The sequence below is a fragment of the Streptomyces sp. NPDC001549 genome (genome assembly GCF_042894025.1).
GTDB classification, from domain to species: Bacteria; Actinomycetota; Actinomycetes; order Streptomycetales; family Streptomycetaceae; genus Streptomyces; species Streptomyces kutzneri.
Genome location: NZ_JBIAVJ010000018.1, coordinates 116945 through 139217, shown reverse-complemented (window position 1 = coordinate 139217; position 22273 = coordinate 116945). Strand labels below are relative to the sequence as shown.

The 22273-nt window shown below is 73.4% G+C and carries 15 protein-coding genes and 1 riboswitch; of the genes, 7 read left to right on the top strand and 8 right to left on the bottom strand.

From position 1 onward, the window contains the following. Window positions 1-4 precede the first annotated feature (4 nt). A complete protein-coding gene (locus ACFY04_RS26965; RefSeq protein ID WP_389120386.1) occupies window positions 5-2794 on the bottom strand; it encodes a GNAT family N-acetyltransferase in 2790 nt (929 codons plus the stop codon). Between the two features lie 183 nt (window positions 2795-2977). On the opposite strand from ACFY04_RS26965, the gene ACFY04_RS26960 reads away from it, so the two are divergent. Continuing rightward, window positions 2978-3259 (top strand): HPr family phosphocarrier protein, encoded by a 282-nt coding sequence (locus tag ACFY04_RS26960; RefSeq protein ID WP_030012489.1) that lies wholly within the window; start codon window positions 2978-2980, stop codon window positions 3257-3259. 306 nt (window positions 3260-3565) lie between these two features. Here the strand turns inward: ACFY04_RS26960 and ACFY04_RS26955 are convergent, their stop codons facing one another. The 4 genes from ACFY04_RS26955 to ACFY04_RS26940 all read right to left on the bottom strand — a co-directional run bounded on the left by ACFY04_RS26955 (window position 3566) and on the right by ACFY04_RS26940 (window position 8372). Continuing rightward, the gene (locus tag ACFY04_RS26955) at window positions 3566-4243 is read right to left on the bottom strand and encodes a GntR family transcriptional regulator (RefSeq protein ID WP_389120384.1); all 678 of its coding nucleotides are present in this window, start codon (window positions 4241-4243) and stop codon (window positions 3566-3568) included. 186 nt (window positions 4244-4429) lie between these two features. Beyond that, on the bottom strand, window positions 4430-5233 hold the full coding sequence (locus tag ACFY04_RS26950) for a M23 family metallopeptidase (protein ID WP_389120382.1): 804 nt from the start codon (window positions 5231-5233) through the stop codon (window positions 4430-4432). 12 nt (window positions 5234-5245) lie between these two features. Beyond that, window positions 5246-5405: riboswitch (cyclic di-AMP (ydaO/yuaA leader) on the bottom strand. A 217-nt stretch (window positions 5406-5622) separates the two neighbouring features. Beyond that, window positions 5623-6990, bottom strand: coding sequence for a pitrilysin family protein (locus ACFY04_RS26945; protein WP_314248763.1), 1368 nt, complete (start codon window positions 6988-6990; stop codon window positions 5623-5625). 20 nt (window positions 6991-7010) lie between these two features. Further along, window positions 7011-8372 carry a M16 family metallopeptidase gene (locus ACFY04_RS26940; protein ID WP_389120380.1) on the bottom strand — a complete coding sequence of 454 codons (1362 nt, stop codon included), beginning with the start codon at window positions 8370-8372 and terminating at the stop codon, window positions 7011-7013. Window positions 8373-8638: 266 nt separating this feature from the next. Here ACFY04_RS26940 and ACFY04_RS26935 point away from each other — a divergent pair, with 266 nt between their 5' ends. Then, complete coding sequence (locus tag ACFY04_RS26935; RefSeq protein WP_389120378.1) at window positions 8639-11095, top strand: DNA topoisomerase (ATP-hydrolyzing) subunit A; 2457 nt, start codon at window positions 8639-8641, stop codon at window positions 11093-11095. Window positions 11096-11194: 99 nt separating this feature from the next. After that, on the top strand, window positions 11195-13273 hold the full coding sequence (locus ACFY04_RS26930; RefSeq protein ID WP_389120376.1) for a restriction endonuclease: 2079 nt from the start codon (window positions 11195-11197) through the stop codon (window positions 13271-13273). A gap of 120 nt (window positions 13274-13393) precedes the next feature. Here the strand turns inward: ACFY04_RS26930 and ACFY04_RS26925 are convergent, their stop codons facing one another. Together ACFY04_RS26925 and ACFY04_RS26920 are read right to left on the bottom strand one after the other, a co-directional pair. Next, window positions 13394-14491, bottom strand: coding sequence for a CobW family GTP-binding protein (locus ACFY04_RS26925; protein ID WP_389120375.1), 1098 nt, complete (start codon window positions 14489-14491; stop codon window positions 13394-13396). Window positions 14492-14515: 24 nt separating this feature from the next. Further along, window positions 14516-15667 (bottom strand): citrate synthase, encoded by a 1152-nt coding sequence (locus tag ACFY04_RS26920; RefSeq protein WP_314248671.1) that lies wholly within the window; start codon window positions 15665-15667, stop codon window positions 14516-14518. A gap of 80 nt (window positions 15668-15747) precedes the next feature. Here ACFY04_RS26920 and ACFY04_RS26915 point away from each other — a divergent pair, with 80 nt between their 5' ends. Beyond that, entirely contained in the window at window positions 15748-16983 is a 1236-nt protein-coding gene (locus ACFY04_RS26915; protein ID WP_389120374.1) for a citrate/2-methylcitrate synthase, read from the top strand. A 34-nt stretch (window positions 16984-17017) separates the two neighbouring features. Here ACFY04_RS26915 and ACFY04_RS26910 read toward each other — a convergent pair whose 3' ends face one another. After that, complete coding sequence (locus tag ACFY04_RS26910; protein WP_389120371.1) at window positions 17018-20398, bottom strand: BTAD domain-containing putative transcriptional regulator; 3381 nt, start codon at window positions 20396-20398, stop codon at window positions 17018-17020. A gap of 193 nt (window positions 20399-20591) precedes the next feature. On the opposite strand from ACFY04_RS26910, the gene ACFY04_RS26905 reads away from it, so the two are divergent. Genes ACFY04_RS26905 through ACFY04_RS26895 form a run of 3 tightly spaced genes read left to right on the top strand, consistent with a single transcriptional unit; the run spans window position 20592 to window position 22247 of the window. Further along, on the top strand, window positions 20592-21224 hold the full coding sequence (locus ACFY04_RS26905; protein ID WP_389120369.1) for a hemerythrin domain-containing protein: 633 nt from the start codon (window positions 20592-20594) through the stop codon (window positions 21222-21224). A 48-nt stretch (window positions 21225-21272) separates the two neighbouring features. Next, a complete protein-coding gene (locus tag ACFY04_RS26900) occupies window positions 21273-21695 on the top strand; it encodes a DUF4267 domain-containing protein (RefSeq protein WP_389120368.1) in 423 nt (140 codons plus the stop codon). A gap of 57 nt (window positions 21696-21752) precedes the next feature. Then, window positions 21753-22247, top strand: a complete 495-nt coding sequence (locus ACFY04_RS26895; protein ID WP_389120366.1) for a cupin domain-containing protein — start codon at window positions 21753-21755, stop codon at window positions 22245-22247. Window positions 22248-22273: the final 26 nt, after the last annotated feature.

Sequence of the window (22273 nt, the reverse complement as noted above, 5' to 3'; positions counted from 1 at the left end):
CCGGTCAGTAACTGGGGAGGGTCCGCGGGCCGAGATCGCCGCGGGCCGGCGGGTGGGCGACGCGGACGGTGGCGCTGAGCACGGAGACGCCTTCGGCGGCGACCACGACGGGCTCCAGTGAGACGCCGATCACCTCGGGGTGGTCGTCCACGAGGCGGGACAGCCGCAGGAGCAGTTCCTCCAGGGCGGGGGTGTCCACGGGGTCGCTGCCGCGCCAGCCGAACAGGAGGGGTGCGGTCCGGATGGACCGGATCAGTCCGGCGGCGTCCCGGTCGGTGGCCGGGACGAGCCGGTGCGCGGTGTCGCCCAGCAGCTCGGAGGCGACGCCGGCGAGCCCGAAGGAGAGGACGGCGCCCGCCGCGGGGTCGATGACGGAGCGGACGACGGTGTCGACCCCGCGCGCCACCATGGCCTGCACCACGGGCTGGAGCTCGGCCGGCTTGCCCAGCGCGTCGGTGAGCTCCTCGTACGAGCGCCTCAGCTCGGCCTCGTTCGTGAGGTCGAGGCGTACGCCGCCCAGGTCCGCGCGGTGGCGCAGGTGCGGCGCGGTGGTCTTGAGCGCCACCGGGTAGCCCAGCACGCCGGCGGCGCGGACCGCCGCGTCGGCGCTCGGCGCGGGCAGGGTGGGCAGGACGCGGATCCCGTAGCCCGCGAGCAGCTCGCGGGCGTCCCAGTCGGTCAGGGCCAGCACGGCGCCGGGGTCGACGTCCGCCAGCAGCCCGGCCAGCCGGTCCGCCGCCCCGGCCTCGTCGATGTCCTCGTACTCGGGGACCCGCCCGTCGTCGTCGGCGAGGGCCCGGCGCCACTGCCCGTACCGGACGGCTTCGGCGACGGCCTTGACCGCGCGTTCGGCGGCGGGGTAGCTGGGGATGCTGTCGCCGGCGGCGGACAGCGGCCCGGCCGGTCCTCGGTGTGCCGGGTCCGCCACGGGGCCCCAGCTCCGGGACGGGGCGGGATGCGGGACACCGCCCACGGCGGACAGGGCCTCGACGAGCTCGCCGAGCTCGACGTGCACCACCGCGACGGGCTTGCCGGGGTACTCGGCCACGGCCTCGCGCAGGGCACCGGCCAGGTCGTCCGCGGGAGCCTCCTCGCTCACCCACGGGATGGCCGTGACCACCACCGCGTCACAGTCATCGGAGCGGAGCGCGTCGGTCAGGGCGGCGCGGAAGTCCGCCGGCGCGGCCGCCGTCGTCAGGTCCAGCGGCGCCAGCGGCCGCAGGCCCTGGGTGAGGCAGGCGTCGTAGGTGAGGATCCCGAGGGATTCGGAGTTGCCGAGGATCGCGATCCGGGGCCCGGCGGGCAGCGGCTGCGCCGCCAGCAGGAGGCCGACGTCCACCAGCTCGGTGACCGTGTCGACGCGGATGACGCCGGCCTGGCGCAGCAGGGCGGAGACGGTGGCCTCCGGCAGCCGGGTGTCGGGGACGACGTGCCCGGCCGGGCTGTGCCGGCCGCCCTTGGCGACGACCACCGGCTTGACGGCCGCCGTCCGGCGGGCGAGCCGGGTGAACTTCCGCGGGTTGCCGAGGGTTTCGAGGTAGAGCAGGGCGACGTCGGTCGCCTCGTCGTCGTACCAGTACTGGAGGATGTCGTTCCCGGACACGTCGGCGCGGTTGCCCGCGGAGACGAAGGACGACAGGCCCTCGCCGCGCCGGAGCAGGGCCGAGAGCAGGGCGATCCCGATCGCCCCGGACTGTGTGAACAGGCCGATCCGGCCGCGGGTGGGCATCGGCGCGGGGGTCAGGGAGGCGTTGAGTTCCACCTCCGGCGCGGTGTTGATCACCCCGTAGGCGTTCGGCCCGATCAGCCGCATCCCGTACGAGCGCACCTGCCGCACCAGTTCGCGCTGGCGGGCGAGTCCGGCCGGGCCGCTCTCCCCGTATCCGGCGGACAGGACGACGAGCCCCTGCACCCCGTGCTCGCCGCAGGCGGCCACCGCGTCGGGGACCCGGTCGGCCGGGACCGCGATCACCGCGAGGTCGACCGGGGCGCCGATGGCCTCGATGGTGCGGTAGGCCCGCACGCCGTCGAGCAGGTCGCGGGTGACGGCCTCGTTGACGGCGTAGAGGTGGCCGTGGAAGCCGCTGTCGCGCAGGTTGCGCAGTGCGGCCGCGCCCACGCCCGCACCGGAGCGGCTGACTCCGACGACGGCCACCGAGCCGGGGGCCAGCAGCCGCTGCACCGAGTGGGCCTCGGCACGCTGCTCGCGGGCGCGCTGCACGGCGAGGGATTCGGCGGTGGGTTCGAGGTCGAGGGTGAGGTGGACGGAGCCGTCCTCGAAGCTGCGCTTCTGCTGGTAGCCGGCGTCCGTGAAGACTTTGATCATCTTGGTGTTGGCGGGCAGCACCTCGGCGGCGAACCGCCGGATGCCGCGCTCCCGGGCGACCGCGCCGATGTGTTCGAGGAGGGCGGAGGCGACCCCGCGGCCCTGGTGGGCGTCCTGGACGAGGAAGGCGACCTCGGCCTCGTCGGCGGGCCCGGAGGCGGGCCGGCCGTCGGCGCCGATGCGGTCGTAGCGGACTGTGCCGATGAACTCCCCGCCGATGGTCGCGGCGAGCCCGACCCGGTCCACGTAGTCGTGGTGCGTGAAGCGGTGCACGTCGCGGTCGGAGAGCCGGGGGTAGGGGGCGAAGAACCGGTAGTACTTCGACTCGTCCGAGACCTGCTCGTAGAAGCTGACGAGCCGGCCCGCGTCCTCGGTGGTGATGGGCCTGATCCGGGCGGTGCCGCCGTCGCGCAGGACGACATCGGCTTCCCAGTGGGCCGGGTACGAGGGGTCCGACTCGATGGTCATGGGCCTACCTTACGGCCGGATCAGGCCGTGGAGCGCTCGCGCGGCGCTGAGGCAGTACGGGACGAATCAGTGCAAGCTGGGGAAGGCCGAACGGCGGAAAATTCAGGCCGGAGGCAGGTCCGAGCATTCCGGACGTCATGAGAGACTGGTCTAGACAACCGTAAGAACCTGAAGGGCATCACCATGGCAGAGCGCCGCGTCAACGTCGGCTGGGCCGAGGGCCTGCACGCTCGTCCCGCCTCGATCTTCGTCCGTGCGACGACCGCTTCCGGCGTCCCGGTGACCATCGCGAAGTCCGGCGGCGACCCCGTCAACGCCGCCTCCATGCTGGCGGTCCTGGGCCTCGGCGCCCAGGGCGGCGAGGAGATCGTCCTCGCCTCCGAGGCCGAGGGTGCGGACGCCGCGCTCGACCGCCTCGCGAAGCTGGTGGCCGAGGGTCTCGAGGAGCTCCCCGAGACCGTCTGACCCTTCGGGTTCGACCTCACGCGCGAAGCCGCGGCCCCCGTCCGGGGGGCCGCGGCTTCGTCGTTCGCGTACGGGGCCCTGCCGCGCGGCGGGCCCGCCCGATGCGGGCACGCCGCGGAACCGCAGCCCTCGCGGGTGGCGGACTCCGAAGAAATCCCGTTCGGCAGGGAAAAGGCTCGCCGGAATCCGGCGCGCACGCCGAATTCAGCTCCGCGGGAATTCCGCACGGCGAATTGATCCGACACGGAACGGACCGGCCGCCGGACAGCGAATTCATGCGATCCCGCCCTTTGTATACGGCTCCTGTTAATGCCGGCCGCTCGACATGTTTACGGCAGGTTGCGAAGTGCTCACCGCCGGGCGGAGCCGCAGCCGGTGCGCCCCCGCCGCCCGGTCGACGTGGACCGCGGTCAGCGCCCGTGCCCGTTCGGCGTCGCCGCGCGCCACCGCGTCCACGATCGCCCCGTGCTCCGCCCAGGACTCCACGGGCCGGGCCGGCGCCTCCACCACGTACATCCACGCGATCTTGTGCCGCATCTGTGTGAGCAGCGCGATCAGCCCGGGGCTGCCGGAGGACTGGGCGAGCGTCTCGTGGAACCAGCCGCCCAGGGACCGCAGGTCCTCGCCCTGGCCCCGCCTGGCCCGCTCCTGCCCCAGCCTGACCAGCCCGCGCAGCACCTTGAGGTGCGCGTCGGTGCGCCGCCGGGCGGCTCTCGCGGCAGCCAGCGGCTCCAGGAGCATCCGCAGCTCGAGCAGGTCCGTGGCCTCCTGCTCGGTCGGCTCGGCCACGCAGGCCCCCGCGTGGCGCCGCGTGGTCACGAACCCCTCGGACTCCAGGGTCCGCAGGGCCTCGCGCACCGGGACGCGCGAGACCCCGTACCGGCGGGCCAGCACCTCCTCGGTCAGCCGGCCGCCCGGCTCGAACACCCCGGAGACGATGTCGTCGCGGATTGCTGTGCATACCGCGTGCGCAGGAATACGCAAGACCGAACCTCCGCCTATTTCCGACTACCAGTCATTGCACGCACATGCGTGCGCTGCGACTCTATTGCAACACACGATAATTTCCGAGAGCGGCCAGAAATACGAAACATTTGCACAAAGACGCAACACACAAAGACCCCGGCTCGGGGAGCCGGGGTCTTCGGTGAAGCGGTGCGCCAGGCGGGGTCAGAGGCTGACGCCGTGCGAGCGCAGGTACGCGATCGGGTCGATGTCCGAGCCGTACTGCGAGCCTGTGCGGGCCTCGAAGTGCAGGTGCGGGCCGCTGGAGTTGCCGGTGGAGCCCGACAGGCCGATCTGCTGGCCCGGGATGACCTGCTGGCCGACGGAGACGCTCAGCGAGGTCATGTGCCCGTACTGGGTGTAGGTGCCGTCGTTGTGCTTGATGACGACGTTGTTGCCGTACGCGCCGCCCCAGCCGGCCTCGACGACGGTGCCGACGCCCACCGCGTGGACCGAGGTGCCGGAGGCGGCGTGGAAGTCGATGCCCGTGTGGCTGCCGGAGGACCACATGCCGCCGCCCGCGTGGTACTGCGTGCTGACGTACGAGCCGTCCACCGGGGCGACGAAGGTGTTGAGGCGCTTGCGCTCCTCCTCGCGGGCGGCGCGCTCGGCGGCATCGCGCTCGGCCTTCGCCTTGGCCTCGGCGAGGCGCTTGGCCTCCGCGGCCCGCTGCTTCGCGTCGGCCTCGGCCTGCGCCTTGACGGCGTCCTGCTCGGCGCCGCGGTGCTGGGACTCGGCCTGGTCGGCGATGTCGCCCGCGAGGTCCTCGGCGACGACCACGGCGCCCAGGCCGCTGTCCTGGCCGATGTTGCTGCTGTGGTTGTCCGCGGCGAAGGCCGGGGCGGCGAGCGAGCCGACCACACCCGTGGTGGCGATCGCGGCGATACCGGCGTAACCGGCGGTCTTCTTGCTCAGACGGCTGGAGCCACGGTGCTTACCGGTACCAGCGGGACGACTGCCAAACGCCATGAAGGGTTTGATCCTTTCCTTCCTTCTCGCCTACCGGGTTAGCTGACGGGTTCGGAGCAGGAAGGTCTCCTACGGATCTCCTCTTGCGAGGGGGTCCGATTCACCCCAGGGACTCATGTGGGTCCCCGGCTCCCCAGGCTCGCGCCTGACGGGGACTCGGCGATCACTGTCCGGTGCCGCGGGTGCGGCGGGCACAACTGACGGACAGCACGGCCGACGCTAGGCGGATCATCAGTCAATCGCCAAACAGACACGGCTTTTTGTTGCGTACGCCACACCACATAAAAGCAACCTCACCATTAAACGGACAAAAGGGGTTCCGGTGACCAAGTCACCAGAACCCCTTGCTGAAACCTTCAGCCGGCCCTCAATGAGCCGTCATCCGCCGGTCAGTTGGAGACGACCGTGACCTCTCCGATCCCAAGAGCCCGCACGGGCTCCTCGATCAGCGCCGCGTCGCCCACCAGGACGGTGACCAGCCGGTCCGCGGGGAAGGCCTTGACGACCGCCGTGGTCGCCTCCACCGTGCCCGTTTCGGCGAGCTGCGCGTACAACTGCGCCTGGTAGTCGTCCGGCAGCTCCTGCTCGACCTGGTCGGCGAGGGTGCCCGCGACCGAGGCCGCCGTCTCGAACTTCAGCGGGGCCACGCCCACCAGGTTCTGCACGGCGACATCGCGTTCGGCGTCGGTCAGACCGCCCTCCGCGAGGGTGCGCAGCACCTTCCAGAGGTCCTCCAGCGCCGGTCCGGTGTTCGGGGTGTCCACCGAGCCGCTGATGGCGAGCATCGAGGCGCCCTTGCCGTCCGCGGTGGAGCGCAGCACCTGGCCGAAGGCGCGCACGCCGTAGGTGTACCCCTTCTCCTCGCGCAGCACCTTGTCCAGGCGCGAGGTGAGGGTGCCGCCCAGGCAGTACGTGCCCAGCACCTGGGCCGCCCACACCCGGTCGTGGCGGTCCGCCCCGATCCGGCCGATCAGCAGCTGCGTCTGGACCGCGCCGGGCCGGTCCACGATGACCACGCGGCCGGTGTCGTCGGCGGTCACCGGCGGCACCGGGAGCGCGGCGGCGGTGTTGCCCGTCCAGGTGCCCAGGGTGTCCGCGAGCACGGCGTCCAGGTCGATGCCGGTCAGGTCGCCGACGACCACCGCGGTGGCGGTGGCGGGGCGTACGTGGGCCTCGTAGAAGGCGCGTACGGCGGCGGAGTCGATCCGGGCGACCGTCTCCTCGGTGCCCTGGCGCGGCCGGGACATCCGCAGGGTGGCCGGGAAGAGCTCCTTGGAGAGCTGCTTGGCGGCGCGGCGCTGCGGGTTGGCCAGCTCGTGCGGGATCTCGTCGAGCCGGTTGCGCACCAGCCGGTCGACCTCGGCGTCGGCGAAGGCGGGGGCGCGCAGCGCCTCGGCGAGCAGGCCCAGCGCCTTGGGCAGCCGGGAGGCCGGGACCTCCAGCGAGACCCGCAGGCCCGGGTGGTCGGCGTGCGCGTCCAGGGTGGCGCCGCAGCGCTCCAGCTCGGCCGCGAACTCCTCGGCGGAGTGCTTGTCGGTGCCCTCGGAGAACGCCCGCGCCATGATGGTCGCCACGCCGTCCAGGCCCTCGGGCTCAGCGTCGAGCGGGGCGGCGAGGTTGACCTCGACCGCGACGACCTGCTGGCCCGGCCGGTGGCAGCGCAGCAGGGTCAGCCCGTTGGACAGCTGCCCGCGGTCGGGGGCCGGGAAGGCCCACGGCTGCGGCTCGCCGGCCTGCGGGCGCGGGTGGAAGGTCATCGTGACGGCTGCCGTGTCGCTCACTGCTCCGCCCCCTCGTTCTCGTCGGAGTCGTCGGACTCGGCGTGCTGGTCGGACTCGTCGGCCGCGAGCGGCTCGTAGACGAGCACCGCGCGGTTGTCCGGGCGCAGCCTGGCCGCGGCCACGGCCTGCACCTCCTCGGCGGTGACGTCGAGGACGCGCTGGACGGCGGTCAGCGCCAGCTGCGGGTCGCCGAACAGCACCGCGAAGCGGCACAGTTCGTCGGCGCGGCCGGCCACCGTGCTCAGCCGGTCCAGCCACTCGCGCTCCAGCTGCGCCTGGGCGCGCTCCATCTCCTCGGCCGTCGGGCCCTCGGCGGCGAACCGCGCGAGCTCCTCGTCCACGGCCGCCTCGATGGCGGGGATCTCGACCCCGCTGGAGGTCTTGACGTCCAGCCAGCCCAGGGAGGGCGCCCCGGCCAGGCGCAGCATGCCGAAGCCGGCCGCGACGGCGGTCTGGTCGCGGCGTACCAGCCGGTTGTGCAGCAGCGAGGACTCGCCGCCGCCCAGGATGGTCAGCGCCACGTCGGCGGCGTCGCACTCACGGGTGCCGTCGTGCGGCAGCCGGTAGGCGGCCATCAGCGCACGCGCCGGGACCTCCTCGACGATCTCCTCGCGCAGCTGCTCCCCGATGATGTCGGGCAGCGAGCCGTCGCGGGGCGGCTGCTTGCCGTCGTGCGCGGGGATGGTGCCGAAGTACTTCTCGACCCAGGCGAGCGTCCGCTCGGGGTCGATGTCCCCGACGACCGAGAGCACCGCGTTGTTGGGCGCGTAGTACGTACGGAAGAAGGTGCGCGCGTCCTCCAGGGAGGCGGCGTCCAGGTCGGCCATGGAGCCGATCGGGGTGTGGTGGTACGGGTGGCCCTCGGGGTAGGCCAGGGCGGTGAGCCGCTCGAAGGCCGTACCGTACGGAACGTTGTCGTACCGCTGGCGGCGCTCGTTCTTGACGACGTCGCGCTGGTTCTCCATGGACTCGTCATCCAGGGCGGCCAGCAGAGACCCCATCCGGTCCGCTTCCAGCCAGAGCGCGAGCTCCAGCTGGTGGGTCGGCATCGTCTCGAAGTAGTTGGTGCGCTCGAAGCTGGTGGTCCCGTTGAGGGAACCGCCGGCGCCCTGGACCAGTTCGAAGTGCCCGTTGCCGGGAACGCTCGCCGACCCCTGGAACATCAGGTGCTCGAAGAGGTGAGCCAGGCCGGTGCGTCCCTTGACTTCGTGGCGCGAGCCTACGTCGTACCAGAGGCAGACCGCGGCGACCGGGGTCAGGTGGTCCTCGGAGAGCACCACGCGCAGGCCGTTGGCCAGCCGGTGCTCGGTCGCTGTCAGGCCGCCGGAGCCGGCCTGGGCTGTGGCCGTGTGACCCATGGGCATGTGGTCCCTTCGATCGCGATGCAGAGATTTCTTATCGACCTGCCACTGTATGCAAGCGCGCCGACCGCCGGATAAGTTCCCGGGTCACTCCCCCGCACTCCGTCCGGGGGGACCCCCGGGGTCGGAGTCGGCGTTGTCGGTGCGCCGGGCCACAATGGTCCGCGTCGTACCCTCGCCGGACACCACAAGACCGCCAGACCCAGCCAGACACCCCGCCAGACACCCAGCACACCCCATTTTGGTTAAGGAGCCGCGCAGCGATGGCCCGCCGCAGCACGAAGACCCCGCCGCCGGAGGATTTCGAGGAGAAGATCCTCGACATCGACGTCGTCGACGAAATGCAGGGCTCCTTCCTCGAGTACGCGTACTCGGTGATCTACTCCCGTGCCCTGCCCGACGCCCGGGACGGCATGAAGCCGGTGCACCGGCGCATCGTGTACCAGATGAACGAGATGGGCCTGCGCCCCGACCGCGGCTACGTGAAGTGCGCCCGTGTCGTCGGCGAGGTCATGGGCAAGCTCCACCCGCACGGTGACGCGTCGATCTACGACGCCCTCGTGCGCATGGCCCAGCCCTTCTCCATGCGGCTGCCGCTGGTCGACGGCCACGGCAACTTCGGCTCGCTCGGCAACGACGACCCGCCGGCCGCGATGCGTTACACCGAATGCAAGATGGCCGACGCCACGTCGCTGATGACGGAGTCGATCGACGAGGACACCGTCGACTTCACCGCCAACTACGACGGCCAGGAGCGGGAGCCGGTCGCCCTGCCCGCCGCCTACCCGAACCTGCTGGTCAACGGTGCGTCCGGGATCGCGGTCGGCATGGCCACCAACATGCCCCCGCACAACCTCGGCGAGGTCATCGCCGCCGCCCGCCACCTGATCCGGTACCCCCAGGCGGACCTGGAGGCGCTGATGCGCTTCGTACCGGGTCCCGACCTGCCCACGGGCGGCCGGATCGTGGGGCTCTCGGGCATCAAGGACGCCTACGAGAACGGCCGCGGCACCTTCAAGATCCGCGCGACGGTGGCCGTGGAGGACGTGACGGCGCGCCGCAAGGGCCTGGTCGTCACCGAACTTCCCTTCACGGTCGGCCCCGAGAAGGTCATCGCGAAGATCAAGGACCTGGTCGGCTCGAAGAAGCTCCAGGGCATCGCCGACGTCAAGGACCTCACCGACCGCTCGCACGGCCTGCGCCTGGTCATCGAGATCAAGAACGGCTTCCACCCGGAGGCCGTGCTGGAGCAGCTCTACAAGCTGACGCCGATGGAGGAGTCCTTCGGCATCAACAATGTGGCGCTGGTGGACGGGCAGCCCCTGACGCTGGGCCTCAAGGAGCTGCTGGAGGTCTATCTCGACCACCGCTTCGAGGTCGTCCGGCGGCGCAGCGAGTTCCGCCGCACCAAGCGCCGCGACCGGCTGCACCTGGTCGAGGGCCTGCTGGTGGCGCTCCTCGACATCGACGAGGTCATCCGGCTCATCCGGGACAGCGACAACTCCGCGCAGGCCAAGTCCCGGCTGATGGAGCGGTTCTCGCTGAGCGAGATCCAGACCCAGTACATCCTGGACACCCCGCTGCGCCGGCTCACCCGGTTCGACCGGATCGAGCTGGAGTCCGAGCGCGACCGGCTGACGGGCGAGATCGACGAGCTGACCGGGATCCTGGAGTCGGACAGCGAGCTGCGCAAGCTGGTCTCCGCGGAACTGGCGGCGGTCGCGAAGAAGTTCGGCACGGAGCGCCGTACGGTGCTGCTGGAGTCCGCCGGCACCGCGGTGGCGGCCGTTCCGCTGGAGGTCGCGGACGACCCGTGCCGGGTGCTGCTGTCCTCGACGGGCCTGCTGGCGCGTACGGCGAACGGCGAGGCGCTGCCGGAGGAGGAGGGCGGCGCCCGCGCCAAACACGACCTGATCGTCTCGCAGGTCGCGGCGACCGCCCGGGCCGATGTCGGCGCGGTCACCTCGTACGGGCGGCTGCTGCGGCTGTCGGTGATCGACCTGCCGCAGCTGCCGGACACGCACGCCGCGCCGAACCTGGCGGGCGGCGCCCCGGTCTCGGAGTTCCTCTCCGGGCTGGAGGCGGACGAGAAGGTGATCTGCCTGACCTCGCTGGACGAGTCCTCGCAGGGCCTCGCTCTGGGCACCGAGCAGGGCGTGGTCAAGCGCGTCGTGCCGGACTACCCGGCGAACAAGGACGAGCTGGAGGTCATCACCCTCAAGGAGGGCGACCGGATCGTCGGCGCGGTCGAGCTGCGCACGGGTGAGGAGGACCTGGTCTTCATCACCGACGACGCCCAGCTGCTGCGCTACCCGGCGGGCACGGTCCGCCCGCAGGGCCGCCCGGCGGGCGGTATGGCGGGCATCAAGCTCGCCGACAACGCCAAGGTGATCCACTTCTCGGCCGTGGACCCGGCGCGGGACGCCGTGGTCTTCACGGTGGCCGGCTCGCACGGCACCCTGGACGGCTCGGTGCTGTCCGGGAAGCTGACCCCCTTCGACCAGTACCCGCGCAAGGGCCGGGCCACCGGTGGCGTGCGCTGCCAGCGGTTCCTGAAGGGCGAGGACGTACTGGTCCTGGCCTGGGCGGGCGGTTCCCCCGTCCGCGCGGCGGCGGCGAACGGCACTCCGGCCGAGCTGCCGGCCGTGGACCCGCGCCGGGACGGCTCGGGGGCGGCACTGCCGTCGGCGGTCGCGGCGCTTGCGGGAGCCGCGCTGTAGGTCGCGGGAAGGCATTCGGGTGGTACGACCGGGGGGACGTACCACCCGAATGCCGACTAGTGTTTTCCCCGTGGACGCGGTGGGGGGAGAACGCAGCTGATGAGCCGTCGAGCGGGCAGCGGACTGATCGGGAACTGGGCGGAGGCCCAGCGCCGGCAGCAACAGACGCAGCTGGTCCAGCAGCGCGAGGCCGAGCGCCGGCAGCGGGCCCACGAACGGGACGCGAACCGGAGCCACCGGCAGTACCGCGAGGCCGAGGCCCTGCGGCGTACCGCGCAGCTCGACGCCGAGGTCGAAGCCCTCAGGGGCCTGTTGGTCGCGGGCTGCCGGGCACCGGCGTTCCGGATATCCGCCCTGGCCCGGCCCGACCGGCTGCAGCCCTTCGACCCCGGGGCCCTGGCGCATCCGGTGCCGATGCCCCGCATCGAGGATTTCCAGCGGCAGAGCAGCGGCTGGACGCTCGGCTCGAACCACAGGGCGCAGGCGGAGCGGGAGGCGCACGCCCGCTACACCCAGGCCTGGCAGGCCGCGAACGCCGCGGAGGCGCAGCGCCAGCGGCAACTGGCCGCGTACCGGCAGCAGTACGACCGGTGGGCGGCGGAGCAGCTCGCCGGGATGCGGGCGCACAACGGCGGACTCACCGAGCTGGCCGACGCACTGCGCGCGGGTGACGCCGAGGCGGCGGTGGAGTACTTCTCGGCCGCTCTCTACACCTCGACGGCCTGGCCCGAGGCACTGCCGAGGCAGGTGACGGCCGCGTACGATCCGGCCGCGCGCCAGCTGGTACTGGACTGGGAGCTGCCCGGGTACGCGGTGGTACCGGAGGCCCGGGCGGTGCAGTACCTGCCGAGCACGGACCAGGACAAGGTGAAGCCCCGCCCGGTCACGGAACGACGGGCGCTGTACCGGGACCTGCTGGCCCAGTGCGTGCTGCTGGTGGTGCGCGAGCTGTACGCGGCGGACGAGTTCGGCGTACTGGACTCTGTCGTGGTCAACGGCTTCGTGGACTGCCACGATCCGGTGACGGGCCAGGAGGCGCGGTTCGTGCTCGCCACGGTACCGGCGGTGCGCGACGCCTTCGCCGGGCTGCGGCTGGAGCAGGTCAGTGCGGTGGACTGTCTGGTCTCGGGGCTGGGCGGGCTGCTGTCGGCCCGGCCCGACCAGCTGACGGCGGTACGCCCCGGGCGCCGGCCCGACGAGGTCGGCGGGGGTGTCGTCAGCCACGGCGGGCACACGGGCGACGCGGACGAGGACGAGCCGGATCTCTTCGTGATGGACCCGATCGCCTTCGAGAACCTGGTCGCCGAGCTGTTCCGGGCGATGGGCATGGAGGCGGTGACGACGCAGCGGTCGGGCGACGGCGGGGTGGACGTGGAAGCGGTGGACCCGGCGCCGATCCGGGGCGGGCGGATCGTGGTGCAGGTCAAGCGCTACCGGAACACGGTGCCGCCGACGGCCGTACGTGATCTGTACGGCACGGTCCAGGACAAGGGGGCGAACAAGGGGGTGCTGGTCACCACCGCGTCCTTCGGACCGGGGTCGTACACCTTTGCCAACGGCAAGCCGCTGGAGTTGGTTCCCGGGGCGGACCTGGTCGAGCTGCTCCACCAGTACGGCCTTCGCGGCCGACTCGGCGGCGGCAGCACCGCGGCGCCCGCGCGGCGGACGCCCGCGCCGGAGCCGGCTCCCCCGGCCGACCACAACGTGCTCGGCATGTCCTGGTCGGGTGCGGTCGCCCTCGACGTGTGCGCGCTCGTCTGCACGGGCAACCGGGTGCTGAGCGAGGAGCACTTCGTCTTCTTCAACAACCCGCGGACCCCGGACGGTTCGGTACGGGCCCGCGAGCACGCGGCGCCCGACAAGGCGGCGCTGGAGGTCTCCTTCGACGCCCTGCCGTCGCAGGCCGACCGGCTGGTCCTCGTGGCCGCGATCGACCCGGAGGTCGATCCCCACGCCGACCTCGCCGGGTTCACCGACGCCCACATCCGGCTGCTGTCCGCGGGCGGCGAGGAACTGGGCCGGCTGGACGTCTCCGACGGGCGCGCCGGCGAGACCGCCCTGGTCCTCGGCTCGTTCCGGCACCGCTCCAACGGCGACTGGGACTTCGTGATCGGCGGCAAGGGCTACCGAGGCGGCCTGGAGGACCTGCTGGGCGAGTTCGGGGTCGAGGTCGCCTAGTGCTGTGACCGGTCCTCACGGGGGGGGCGTCGCGGGTGGCAGCCCGAACCTGGCCGGGGGCGGAGCCACGCCCGCCGGATCGACGGCCCACCCCGGCCCGACGTCAGGGAGTCGGCTCCCTCAGTCCTCGTTCGGCTCGATCCCGGACTCGGCCTGCGCCCCGGGCTCCGCGGGCCGGGCCACGTACCGCAGTACGCCCCACATGCTCTCGGGGGGCGCCTCGTGCGGGGCCGGTTCGCGGCAGGCCTCCAGCTCGCGCAGCAGACCCGGCCCGTCGGTGCCGGAGCCGATCAGGACGAGCCGGCTGACGCGCGCTTCGCCCCGCCCCCAGGGTCCCGGGGCGAAGCGGAGGAAGCGGCCGACCGCGTGGACCTCGTAGCGCTCCTCGTGCCCGGGTACGCCGAAGTGGACGAAGCCCTTGATCCGGTAGAGCCCGGCCGGACGCCGGTCGAGGAAGTCGATGAACCGGCGGGGGGACAGGGCCTGCTCGGAGGTGAACTCCGTGCTCTCGTACGCGGCGTGCGCGTGACCGCAGCGGTCGTGGCCGTGGTCGTGGCCGCCGGCCTCCGCGAGGAGGTCCTCGAAGGAGAGCTGCCCGCGGGTCTCGGTCCAGGGCCTGCGGTCGAAGAGCAGTTCCGGGTCGATCCGCCCGTGGTCGGTGGCCATGACCGGGGTGCCCGGGGCGCAGAGTACGGCGAGCTCCTCCTCGATCCGGGCCCGCTCGGCCTCGTCCACCCGGTCGGTCTTGTTGAGGACCACGAGGTCCGCGACGGCGAGGTGGCGGTCGGTCTCCGGGTGTCTGGTCCGGGTGGCGTCGAATTCGGCGGCGTCCACGACCTCCACCATGCCGCCGTACCGGATGGCCGGGTTCTCGCTGGCCATGAGCATCCGGATCATCTCCTGGGGCTCGGCCAGTCCGCTCGCCTCGATGACGATCACGTCGATCCGGTGGACGGGGGCGGAGAGCTTCTCCAGGTACGCGTCGAGTTCGCTGCCGTCGACGGCGCAGCACAGGCAGCCGCCGCCGAGGGAGACCATGGAGTCCCCGACCTGTCCGGCCACCGACATCGCGTCGACCTCGATCGATCCGAAGTCGTTGACGACGACCCCGATGCGGGTGCCCCCGCGACTGGCGAGGAGGTGGTTCAGCACGGTGGTCTTGCCGGATCCGAGGAAACCGGCGAGGACGACGACGGGGATGGGCTGCCTGCTGTTCACCCGGTCGATCGTAGCGAGGCTCCGTCAGTGCAGGGTCGGCACCGGGTGGGGCGGGGTGGGGCCGGTGTACCGGGCGGCCGGACGGATGATCTTCGAGTCGGTGGCCTGTTCGAGGATGTTCGCGCTCCAGCCGACCACACGGGCCGCGCAGAACGTCGGTGTGAACATCTCGCGCGGGAGCCCGCAGAGTTCCATGACCACGCCCGCGTAGAACTCCACGTTGGTGTGCAGTTCCCGGCCGGGCTTCAGTTCGGCGAGGATCTCCTCGACCTGGCGCTCGACCTCGACGGCGAAGTCCACGAGGGGACCGCCGAACTGGAGGGCGATCTCGCGCAGCATGCGGGAACGGGGGTCCTCGGTGCGGTAGACGGGATGGCCGAAGCCCATGATCCGGTCGCCCGCCAGGACCCGCTCGCGGATCCACGGCCCGATCCGGTCCACGGTCCCGATGGCGTCGAGGGTGTCCAGGGCCCGGCTGGGCGCGCCGCCGTGCAGGGGGCCGGAGAGCGCACCGATCGCCCCGGTCAGGCAGGCGGCGACATCGGCGCCGGTGGAGGCGATCACCCGGGCGGTGAACGTCGAGGCGTTGAAGCCGTGGTCGACGGTGGATATCAGGTACCGCTCGACCGCGCGGGCCCGGACCGGGTCGGGTTCCCGGCCGGTCAGCATGTAGAGGTAGTTGGCGGCGTACGGGAGGTCCTCGCGCGGCTCCACCGGCTCCAGGCCCTGCCCCAGCCGGTGCAGGGCGGTCAGCAGGGTCGGTACGGCGGCGCAGGCGGCCAGCGCGTCGGCGGCCCGGCGGCCGGGGTCGAGGTCGTAGACCGGGCGGAAGCCGGCACAGGCGCCGAGCAGCGAGAGCGCGGTGCGCAGCCCGGCCAGGGGGCCGGAGAGCCGGGTGGCCCGGGCCAGGGCCGGCAGGGCGTCCCGGACCTCCCCGGGCAGTCGGCGCAGGGGTGCGATCTCGGCCGCGAACGCGGCGCGCCCGGCGGCGTCGGCCGGGAGCGTGCCGCGGAACATCAGATGCCACACGTCTTCGAAGCTGCGGGTGGCGGCGAGCTCGACGGCCGAGTACTGGCGGTAGTGGTAGAAGCCCTCCCGGCCCCGGACGTCGCCCAGCCCGGTTTCGGTGACCACGACTCCCGCGAGGCCGCGGGGTACTTCCAAGGTGGTGTTCATGGATCGACCATCCATGATGGATTCAATCGCTGTCAATATTGATTGAATCAACAATACTGTCCATCTGTAGGGTGTTCGTCATGAGCGACCAGACGGACAGCGGCCGCAGGCTCAGCACGCAGGAGGCGGCCCGCGCACTCGGGGTGAAACCGGCGACGGTGTACGCGTACGTCAGCCGGGGCCAGCTCACCAGCCGCCGCGATCCCGCCGGGCGGGGCAGCAGCTTCGACGCCGCCGAGGTGGAGGCGCTGGCCCGGCGGAGCCGGCGCGAGGCGGCGGCCCCCACCGGGGAACTCTCCGTCCGTACGGCGCTCACCCTCATCGAGCCCGACCGGTACTGCTTCCGCGGCGTGGACGCCGTGGAGCTGGCTTCCCGGTACCGCTACGAGGAGGTCGCCGAGTGGCTCTGGACGGGTACCCTCACGCCCGGGGCCCGGTTCACCGCGCCCCCGCAAGCCCTGGAGGCGGCCCGGCGGGCGGTGGCCGCGCTGCCGGAACACGGCGGCCCCATCGACCGGTTGCGGGTGGCGGTCGCCGCCGCCGCGGTGGCGGATCCGCTGCGCTTCGACCTGTCCGAGGAGGCGGTGCTCGGCTCCGCGCGCGCCCTGATCCCCACGCTGGTCGGCGCGCTGCCCGCGGCGGGCCCGGCCCGGTGGGCCGGGGACGGCCGGATCGCCCGGCAGTTGTGGTCGCGGCTGACGGCGCGGGAGCCGGACCCGGACGCGCTGGCCGTGCTGGACCTCGCGCTGGCCCTGCTGGTCGACCACGACCTGGCCGCCTCGACCCTGGCCGTACGGGTGGCCGCCTCCGCGCGCGCCCATCCGTACGCGGCGGTGTCCGCCGGGCTCGGCGCCCTGGAGGGCCCGCTGCACGGCGCGGCCGGACGCCTCGCGCACCGGATGCTGGTGGAGGTGCTGGAACAGGGCGGTGCCGCGCCGGTGGTGGCTGAGTACCTGCGGGCGGGACGCCGGGTCCCCGGGCTCGGCCACCGGCTGTACCGGGGCGAGGACCCGCGCGCGCGAGCGCTCTTCGCCCGGCTGGAAGGGCTGGAGCAGGCCGGTCCGGCGCTGGGCGCGGCGCGCGAGGTGGCCACGGTGATGGCCCGGCAGGGCGGGCTGCACGCCAATGTCGACCTGGCGCTGGCCGTGCTGACGGTGTCGTGCGGGATGCCGCCTGAGGCCGGGGAGACGGTCTTCGCGGTGGCCCGTACGGCGGGCTGGATCGCGCACGCCCTGGAGGAGTACCAGGAGCGGCCGCTGCGGATGCGGCCGAGCGGGCAGTACCACGGCCCCCGCCCGCCCCAGCCGATGCCGTGACGGCTCGGGCCCGCCCGGGCTCCGGCCCCGGACCTCAGGCGGCCCCCCACGGGCTGTGCCACCGCTCGGCGATGGCCGTCGCGCGCGCGAAGTGGCCGGCGGCCTTGTCCTCGCGGCCCAGCAGCACGGCCAGGTCGCCCAGGGTGCGGGCGACCGGGCGGACCGCCACGGTGAACCCGGACGAGGGCGGCGGGGCACCGCGGTACGGCAGCAGGGCCGCGTACAGCTCCTCGGCGCCCGCCCGCTCCCCGAGCATGACCAGGGTCATCGCCCGGAAGGTCGCGAAGACCTTGAAGAAGTAGTCCGTCCGCAGCGGCCCCGCCCGGTCGAGGACCTCGCGTGCCTCCCGCTCCTCGCCCGCGGCGGCCAGCGCGACCGCGAGCAGGTCCCCGGCCGGCGGGCCGAAGGCCGCGTACACCCGCCGCAGCCGCGGCAGCGACTCCGCGAGCCGCCCCTGGCTCACCCTCAGCGTCGCGATCGCGACCGCCAGGATCCCGTTCGCGTGGGGGGATCCCTGCCGGGCCATCCGCGCGGCCGCCTGCCGGTAGAGGTGCTCCGCCTCCTCGAACCGCCCCTCGACATGGGCCCAGGTCGCCTCGACGGTCTCGCCGACAGCGACTGGCCCGGACATCCGGTAGGTCTGCGCGAACCGTGTCCACCGTTCCGCGAGCCGACGGGCACCGGCCACATCGCCCTCGGCGGCCAGCGCCGTGGAGCGGATGAACATCCCGTACCACTGGTGGCCCGGCAGCTCGTGCGCGGCGCCGATCCGTTCGAGTTCCCCGCCCAGCGCGGCGCGTTCGGGCCATTCCAGGTCGGCGTCGAGTTCCTTGACCAGCGCTGCGAGCGCCCCCGCCCGCAGCACGGGGTCACCGGTGCCCTCCGCGAGGGCGAGCGCCTCGCGCGCCGCCGCCCGTACGCCCGCCACCTTGGCGTCGGACAGCTCGGCGGCGTACGCGCCCAGCAGCCCGCACCGTACGGCGGGTTCGTGACCGGGCCGCGCCAGCAGGCGCTCCAGCAGCTCCACCACCGGTCCGTCGACCACGCCATAGGGCCGCGTCTGCCACGGGGTCGGCTCGGTCCATGCCGTGAACGCCGCGATCAGGAGGTCGTCCCGGCCGGCGCCGACCGCACGGTCGATCGCGGTACGCCGGGTCGTGCGGGCCGCCATGACCGCCCCCGCCCGCACCTGGGCCCGTACCAGCCGGCCCAGCAGCTCGGCGCGCTCGGCGTCCCGGTCGCCGCCGGATGCGGCGGGAATCCGCTCGAAGCACTCCACCGCCTCGGCGAGCAGTGCGGCGGCCGCGTCGTGGGCGAAACGGCTCTCGGCGAGCGCTGCGGCCCGCAGGCAGTACCCGACCGCCTTCGCCGCCGTCGCCGAGGAAGCCGCGCGTACGTGGTGGTGGGCCAGCGCGGAGACGTCGTCCGGAGCGAGCCGCTCCAGGCAGGCCGCGATCCGGCCGTGCATCCGCGAGGAGCGCAGCCGGCTGAGGTCCGCCAGCAGGGTGTCGCGTACCAGTGCGTGGGCGAACCGGACCCGCCCGGGCTCGGGTTCGACCAGCAGCCCGGCGAGCAGACCGGCCTCCAGCGCGCCCAGTACGCCGTCCTCGCCGGTGTCCGCCGCCCCGATCAGGACCTCGACGCCGGACTCCCGTCCGGCCACCGCGGCCAGGCGCAGTACGGCCACCACCGCCTCGGGGAGGCGTCCGAGCCGGCGGCGCAGCACGTCCCGTACGCCCTCGGGCACCTCGGACAGTGCCACGAGCGAGCCCTCGCTGCCCAGCAGCCTGGCGCTCTCCCGGACGTAGAAGGGGTTCCCTCCCGTACGTTCGGCCAGCGCGGTCATGACCTCCGCGTCGACCTGTGGGCCGCCCACGGCACGGACCACCTCGGCCACGGCCTCCTCGGTGAGGCCGCGCAGCGCGATCCGGGCCGGTGAACGCCGTGCCAGTCCGGCCAGGGTGTCGCCGAGCCGGCCCTCCGTGTCCTCCGGCCGGTACGCGCCCACGACGAGCAGCGCGGTGCCCGGGGGGAGTTCCGCCGCACCCGACAGCAGGGCCAGCGTCTCGGCGTCGGCCCAGTGCAGGTCGTCCAGGACGACGGCGACGGGCCGCCCGCGCGCGGCCTCCGCCAGCCACCGGCCGACGGCGCGGTGCAGCCGGAACCGCCCGGCGGCGACATCCTCGCCGACGGCCGCACGGCCGGTGGCGGGAGCGCCCTCGGCCAGGAGGGGCGCCAGCGCGGAAGCCGCCGCGGGCTCGGGCGGGGCGGCCGCCGCGACGGCGCGCAGTGCTTCGACCCAGGCCCAGGCGGGTGGGGCGCCCTCGGCGTCGGTGGTGCGCCCGAAGGCGACGAGCCAGCCCTCGGCGCGGAGCCGGTCGCCCAGGGCGTGCAGCAGCGCCGTCTTGCCCAGCCCGGCCTCGCCGGTGACCAGCGCGACGCCGGGGCCGGCCGCGCGGGCCCGGTGCGCCGCCGCTGTCAGCCGCTCCAGTTCCTCCTCGCGCCCGACGAACGGCTCGGCCCCGGTGGCGGCCGGCGCGGCGGGCTGCACCAGTCGTGCCGCTGGGCCCGGCGCCACGGACGGCTCGGGCGCCGCAGGCCGCTCGGGCGGCGCGGGCACCACGGGCTCCGGTGGCCGCGTGGCCTCGCGCAGCACCCGGTCGTCCTGGGCCAGGACCGCCTTCTCCAGCTCGACCAGGGCGGCACCGGGATCCAGTCCCACCTCGTCGGCGAGTACCGTCCTGGCCCGGCGCAGTGCCGAGAGCGCGTCGGCCTGCCGGCCGGCCGCCCACAGCGCGAGGGCGTGCAGCCGCCAGGCCTCCTCCCGCAGCGGCTCGTCCCGGGTCAGTGACGCGGCCTCGGCGACCGCCCCTGCGATGTCGGCGCCGCCCCGCAGCCCGGCGGCGATGCCGAGTTCGCGGGCGGCCAGCCGCAGCTCGCCGAGCCGCATGATCTCGGCGTGGGTCCACGGCTCGTCGGCCGTCTCCGCGTACGCCGGCCCCTGCCACAGCGCGAGCGCCTCGCGGAGCAGGGCTCCGGCGGTGTCCGGCTCGTTGGGCAGGGCTTCGCGGGCCCGGCCGAGCAGCCGCTCGAAGCGCCAGGCGTCGACGGCGTCCTCGGGAAGCCGCAGGGCGTACCCGGGCGGCGCGCTCACCAGCAGCCGGGCGGGGGTGCGCGGGGCCCGGCCCGGTTCGAGGAGGCGGCGCAGGTTGGAGACGTAGGCCTGGAGCGAGGCAACGGCCCGGGCGGGCGGTGCCGCCTGCCAGAGTTCCTCGATCATCCGGTCGACGGACACGACCCGGCCGCGCGCCGATACGAGCAGGGCCAGTACGGAGCGCTGGCGGTGGCCGCCGAGCGGGATCGCCTCGCCGTCCCGCTCGGCCGCGAAGGAGCCGAGTACGCGGATGTGGACCATGACTCCGCCAACCTACGCCGCCTCGGTCAACTCCGGCCCGCACAAGGCCGAATGACGTCACGGAACCTTCCAAGTACCTTCCAAGAACCCTCCATGTACCGGCGTCGAGTCTCTTTCCATGAAGACGACGCAGCCACGGACGGCACGAGCTCCGCGATCGGACCGGAGCACGGCACGGCCGAACACCCACGAGATGGTGGTCATCCACCGCGGCCTGCGCCGCGAGGCGCGCCTGCTGGTCGAGCTGATCGCCGCGGTGGCCCCCGGCGACACGGCGCGGGCACAGGTCCTCGGGGACCACTTCCGCGACTACCGGCTCGGCCTGACAGGCCACCACCACGGCGAGGACGCGTACCTGTGGCCGCCGCTGATGGCCCGGGTCGACCTCGAAGCCGATCTCGTACTGCGCATGGAGGCCCAGCACGAGCGGGTGGCTGCGAGTCTCGCGGCCGCCGGGGAGGCCCTGCCCGCTTGGGAGAGCCGGGCCGGGGAGGCGGATCGCGACACGCTCGTGTCGGTCCTCGCCGAGCACCGGACCGTGCTGCTGGAGCACCTGGACGACGAGGAGGAATCGCTCCTGCCGCTCGCCGCCCGCCACCTGTCCGCGCACGAGTGGGACCGGCTGGGCGAGCACTTCCCGGCCGGCACGCCCAAGCCCAAGCTGCTGTTCTTCCTCGGGATGGTCCTGGAGGACGCCGACCGGGCCGAGCGCGCGGCGGTGCTCGCCGCGCTGCCCCTCGCCGGGCGCCTGCTGTGGCACACCGTCGGGCGTCCCGCCTACGTCCGCCGGATGCGCACCGTCCGCCGCGCCGCAGCCCCGCGCTGATCCCCCTCCCCTCCGCCTGCCCTCTCACCCCCCTTCGGGAGGACTCCCATGTCCCTCAAGCGCCTCACCACCGCCCTGGCCGCCACCGGCGGCGCGTTCATCCTGTACGTCGGGCTCAGCTACCTGTTCGCACCGCAGGCCACCGCCGCCGGCTTCGGGCTGCCGACCTGGCCGCGGCACGACGGCGCCGCCTTCCTGGCCGTCAAGGGCGTACGCGATGTCGCGACCGGTCTGGTCGTCCTCGCGCTCCTGCTCACGGGGCAGCGCCGGGCGCTCGGCTGGGCGATGGCGGCGATCACCTTCGTCCCCGCCGGCGACATGGTGATCGTCCTCGCCAACGACGGACCCGCGGGGCAGGCCTACGGGGTCCACGGGGCCACGGCCCTCGCCGTCGCCCTGACCGCGGGCCTCCTGCTGCGCGAGCGGCCGGCCGCTGCCGCCCGCGCCGCCACCGAGCCGGCCCGGGCCTGACCATCCGCCCGCCCGCGCTCACCGGCTCCCATCCCCCATCCCCCAGGAGAAGACGACATGTCCCTGATCGTGCCTTCCTTCGACGAATCGGTGATCGTGCGCTCGGCCGAGGCCGAGACGATCGGTGCCGCCCCGACCACCATCAGGCTCCTCGCCGACAGCGGTTCCACCGGCGGCGCCCTGTCGGCACAGCGGGTGAGCCTGCTGGACGGTGCCGACGGGGCCGCGCCCCACCACCATTCCCGGTCCGCCGAGCTCTTCTACCTGCTCGACGGCACCGCGCAGCTCCTGTCGGGCGAGCAGGTGGTGACCGCGGAACGCGGCGACCTCGTCATCGTGCCGCCCGGTCTCGATCACGCATTCGCCGCCGCGCCCGGTGAGAACGCCGACATCCTCATCGTCATCACGCCGGGCATCGAACGGTTCGAGTACTTCCGCCACCTGGAACGGATCGCCTACGGGAAGGTGCCGCCGGAGTCCCTGCTGGACGTCCAGGAGCTCTACGACACCTGCTTCACCCGCAGTGAGGTGTGGAACACGGTCCGGGCATGACGGGAGTGGGGTACCCGACAAGCCGG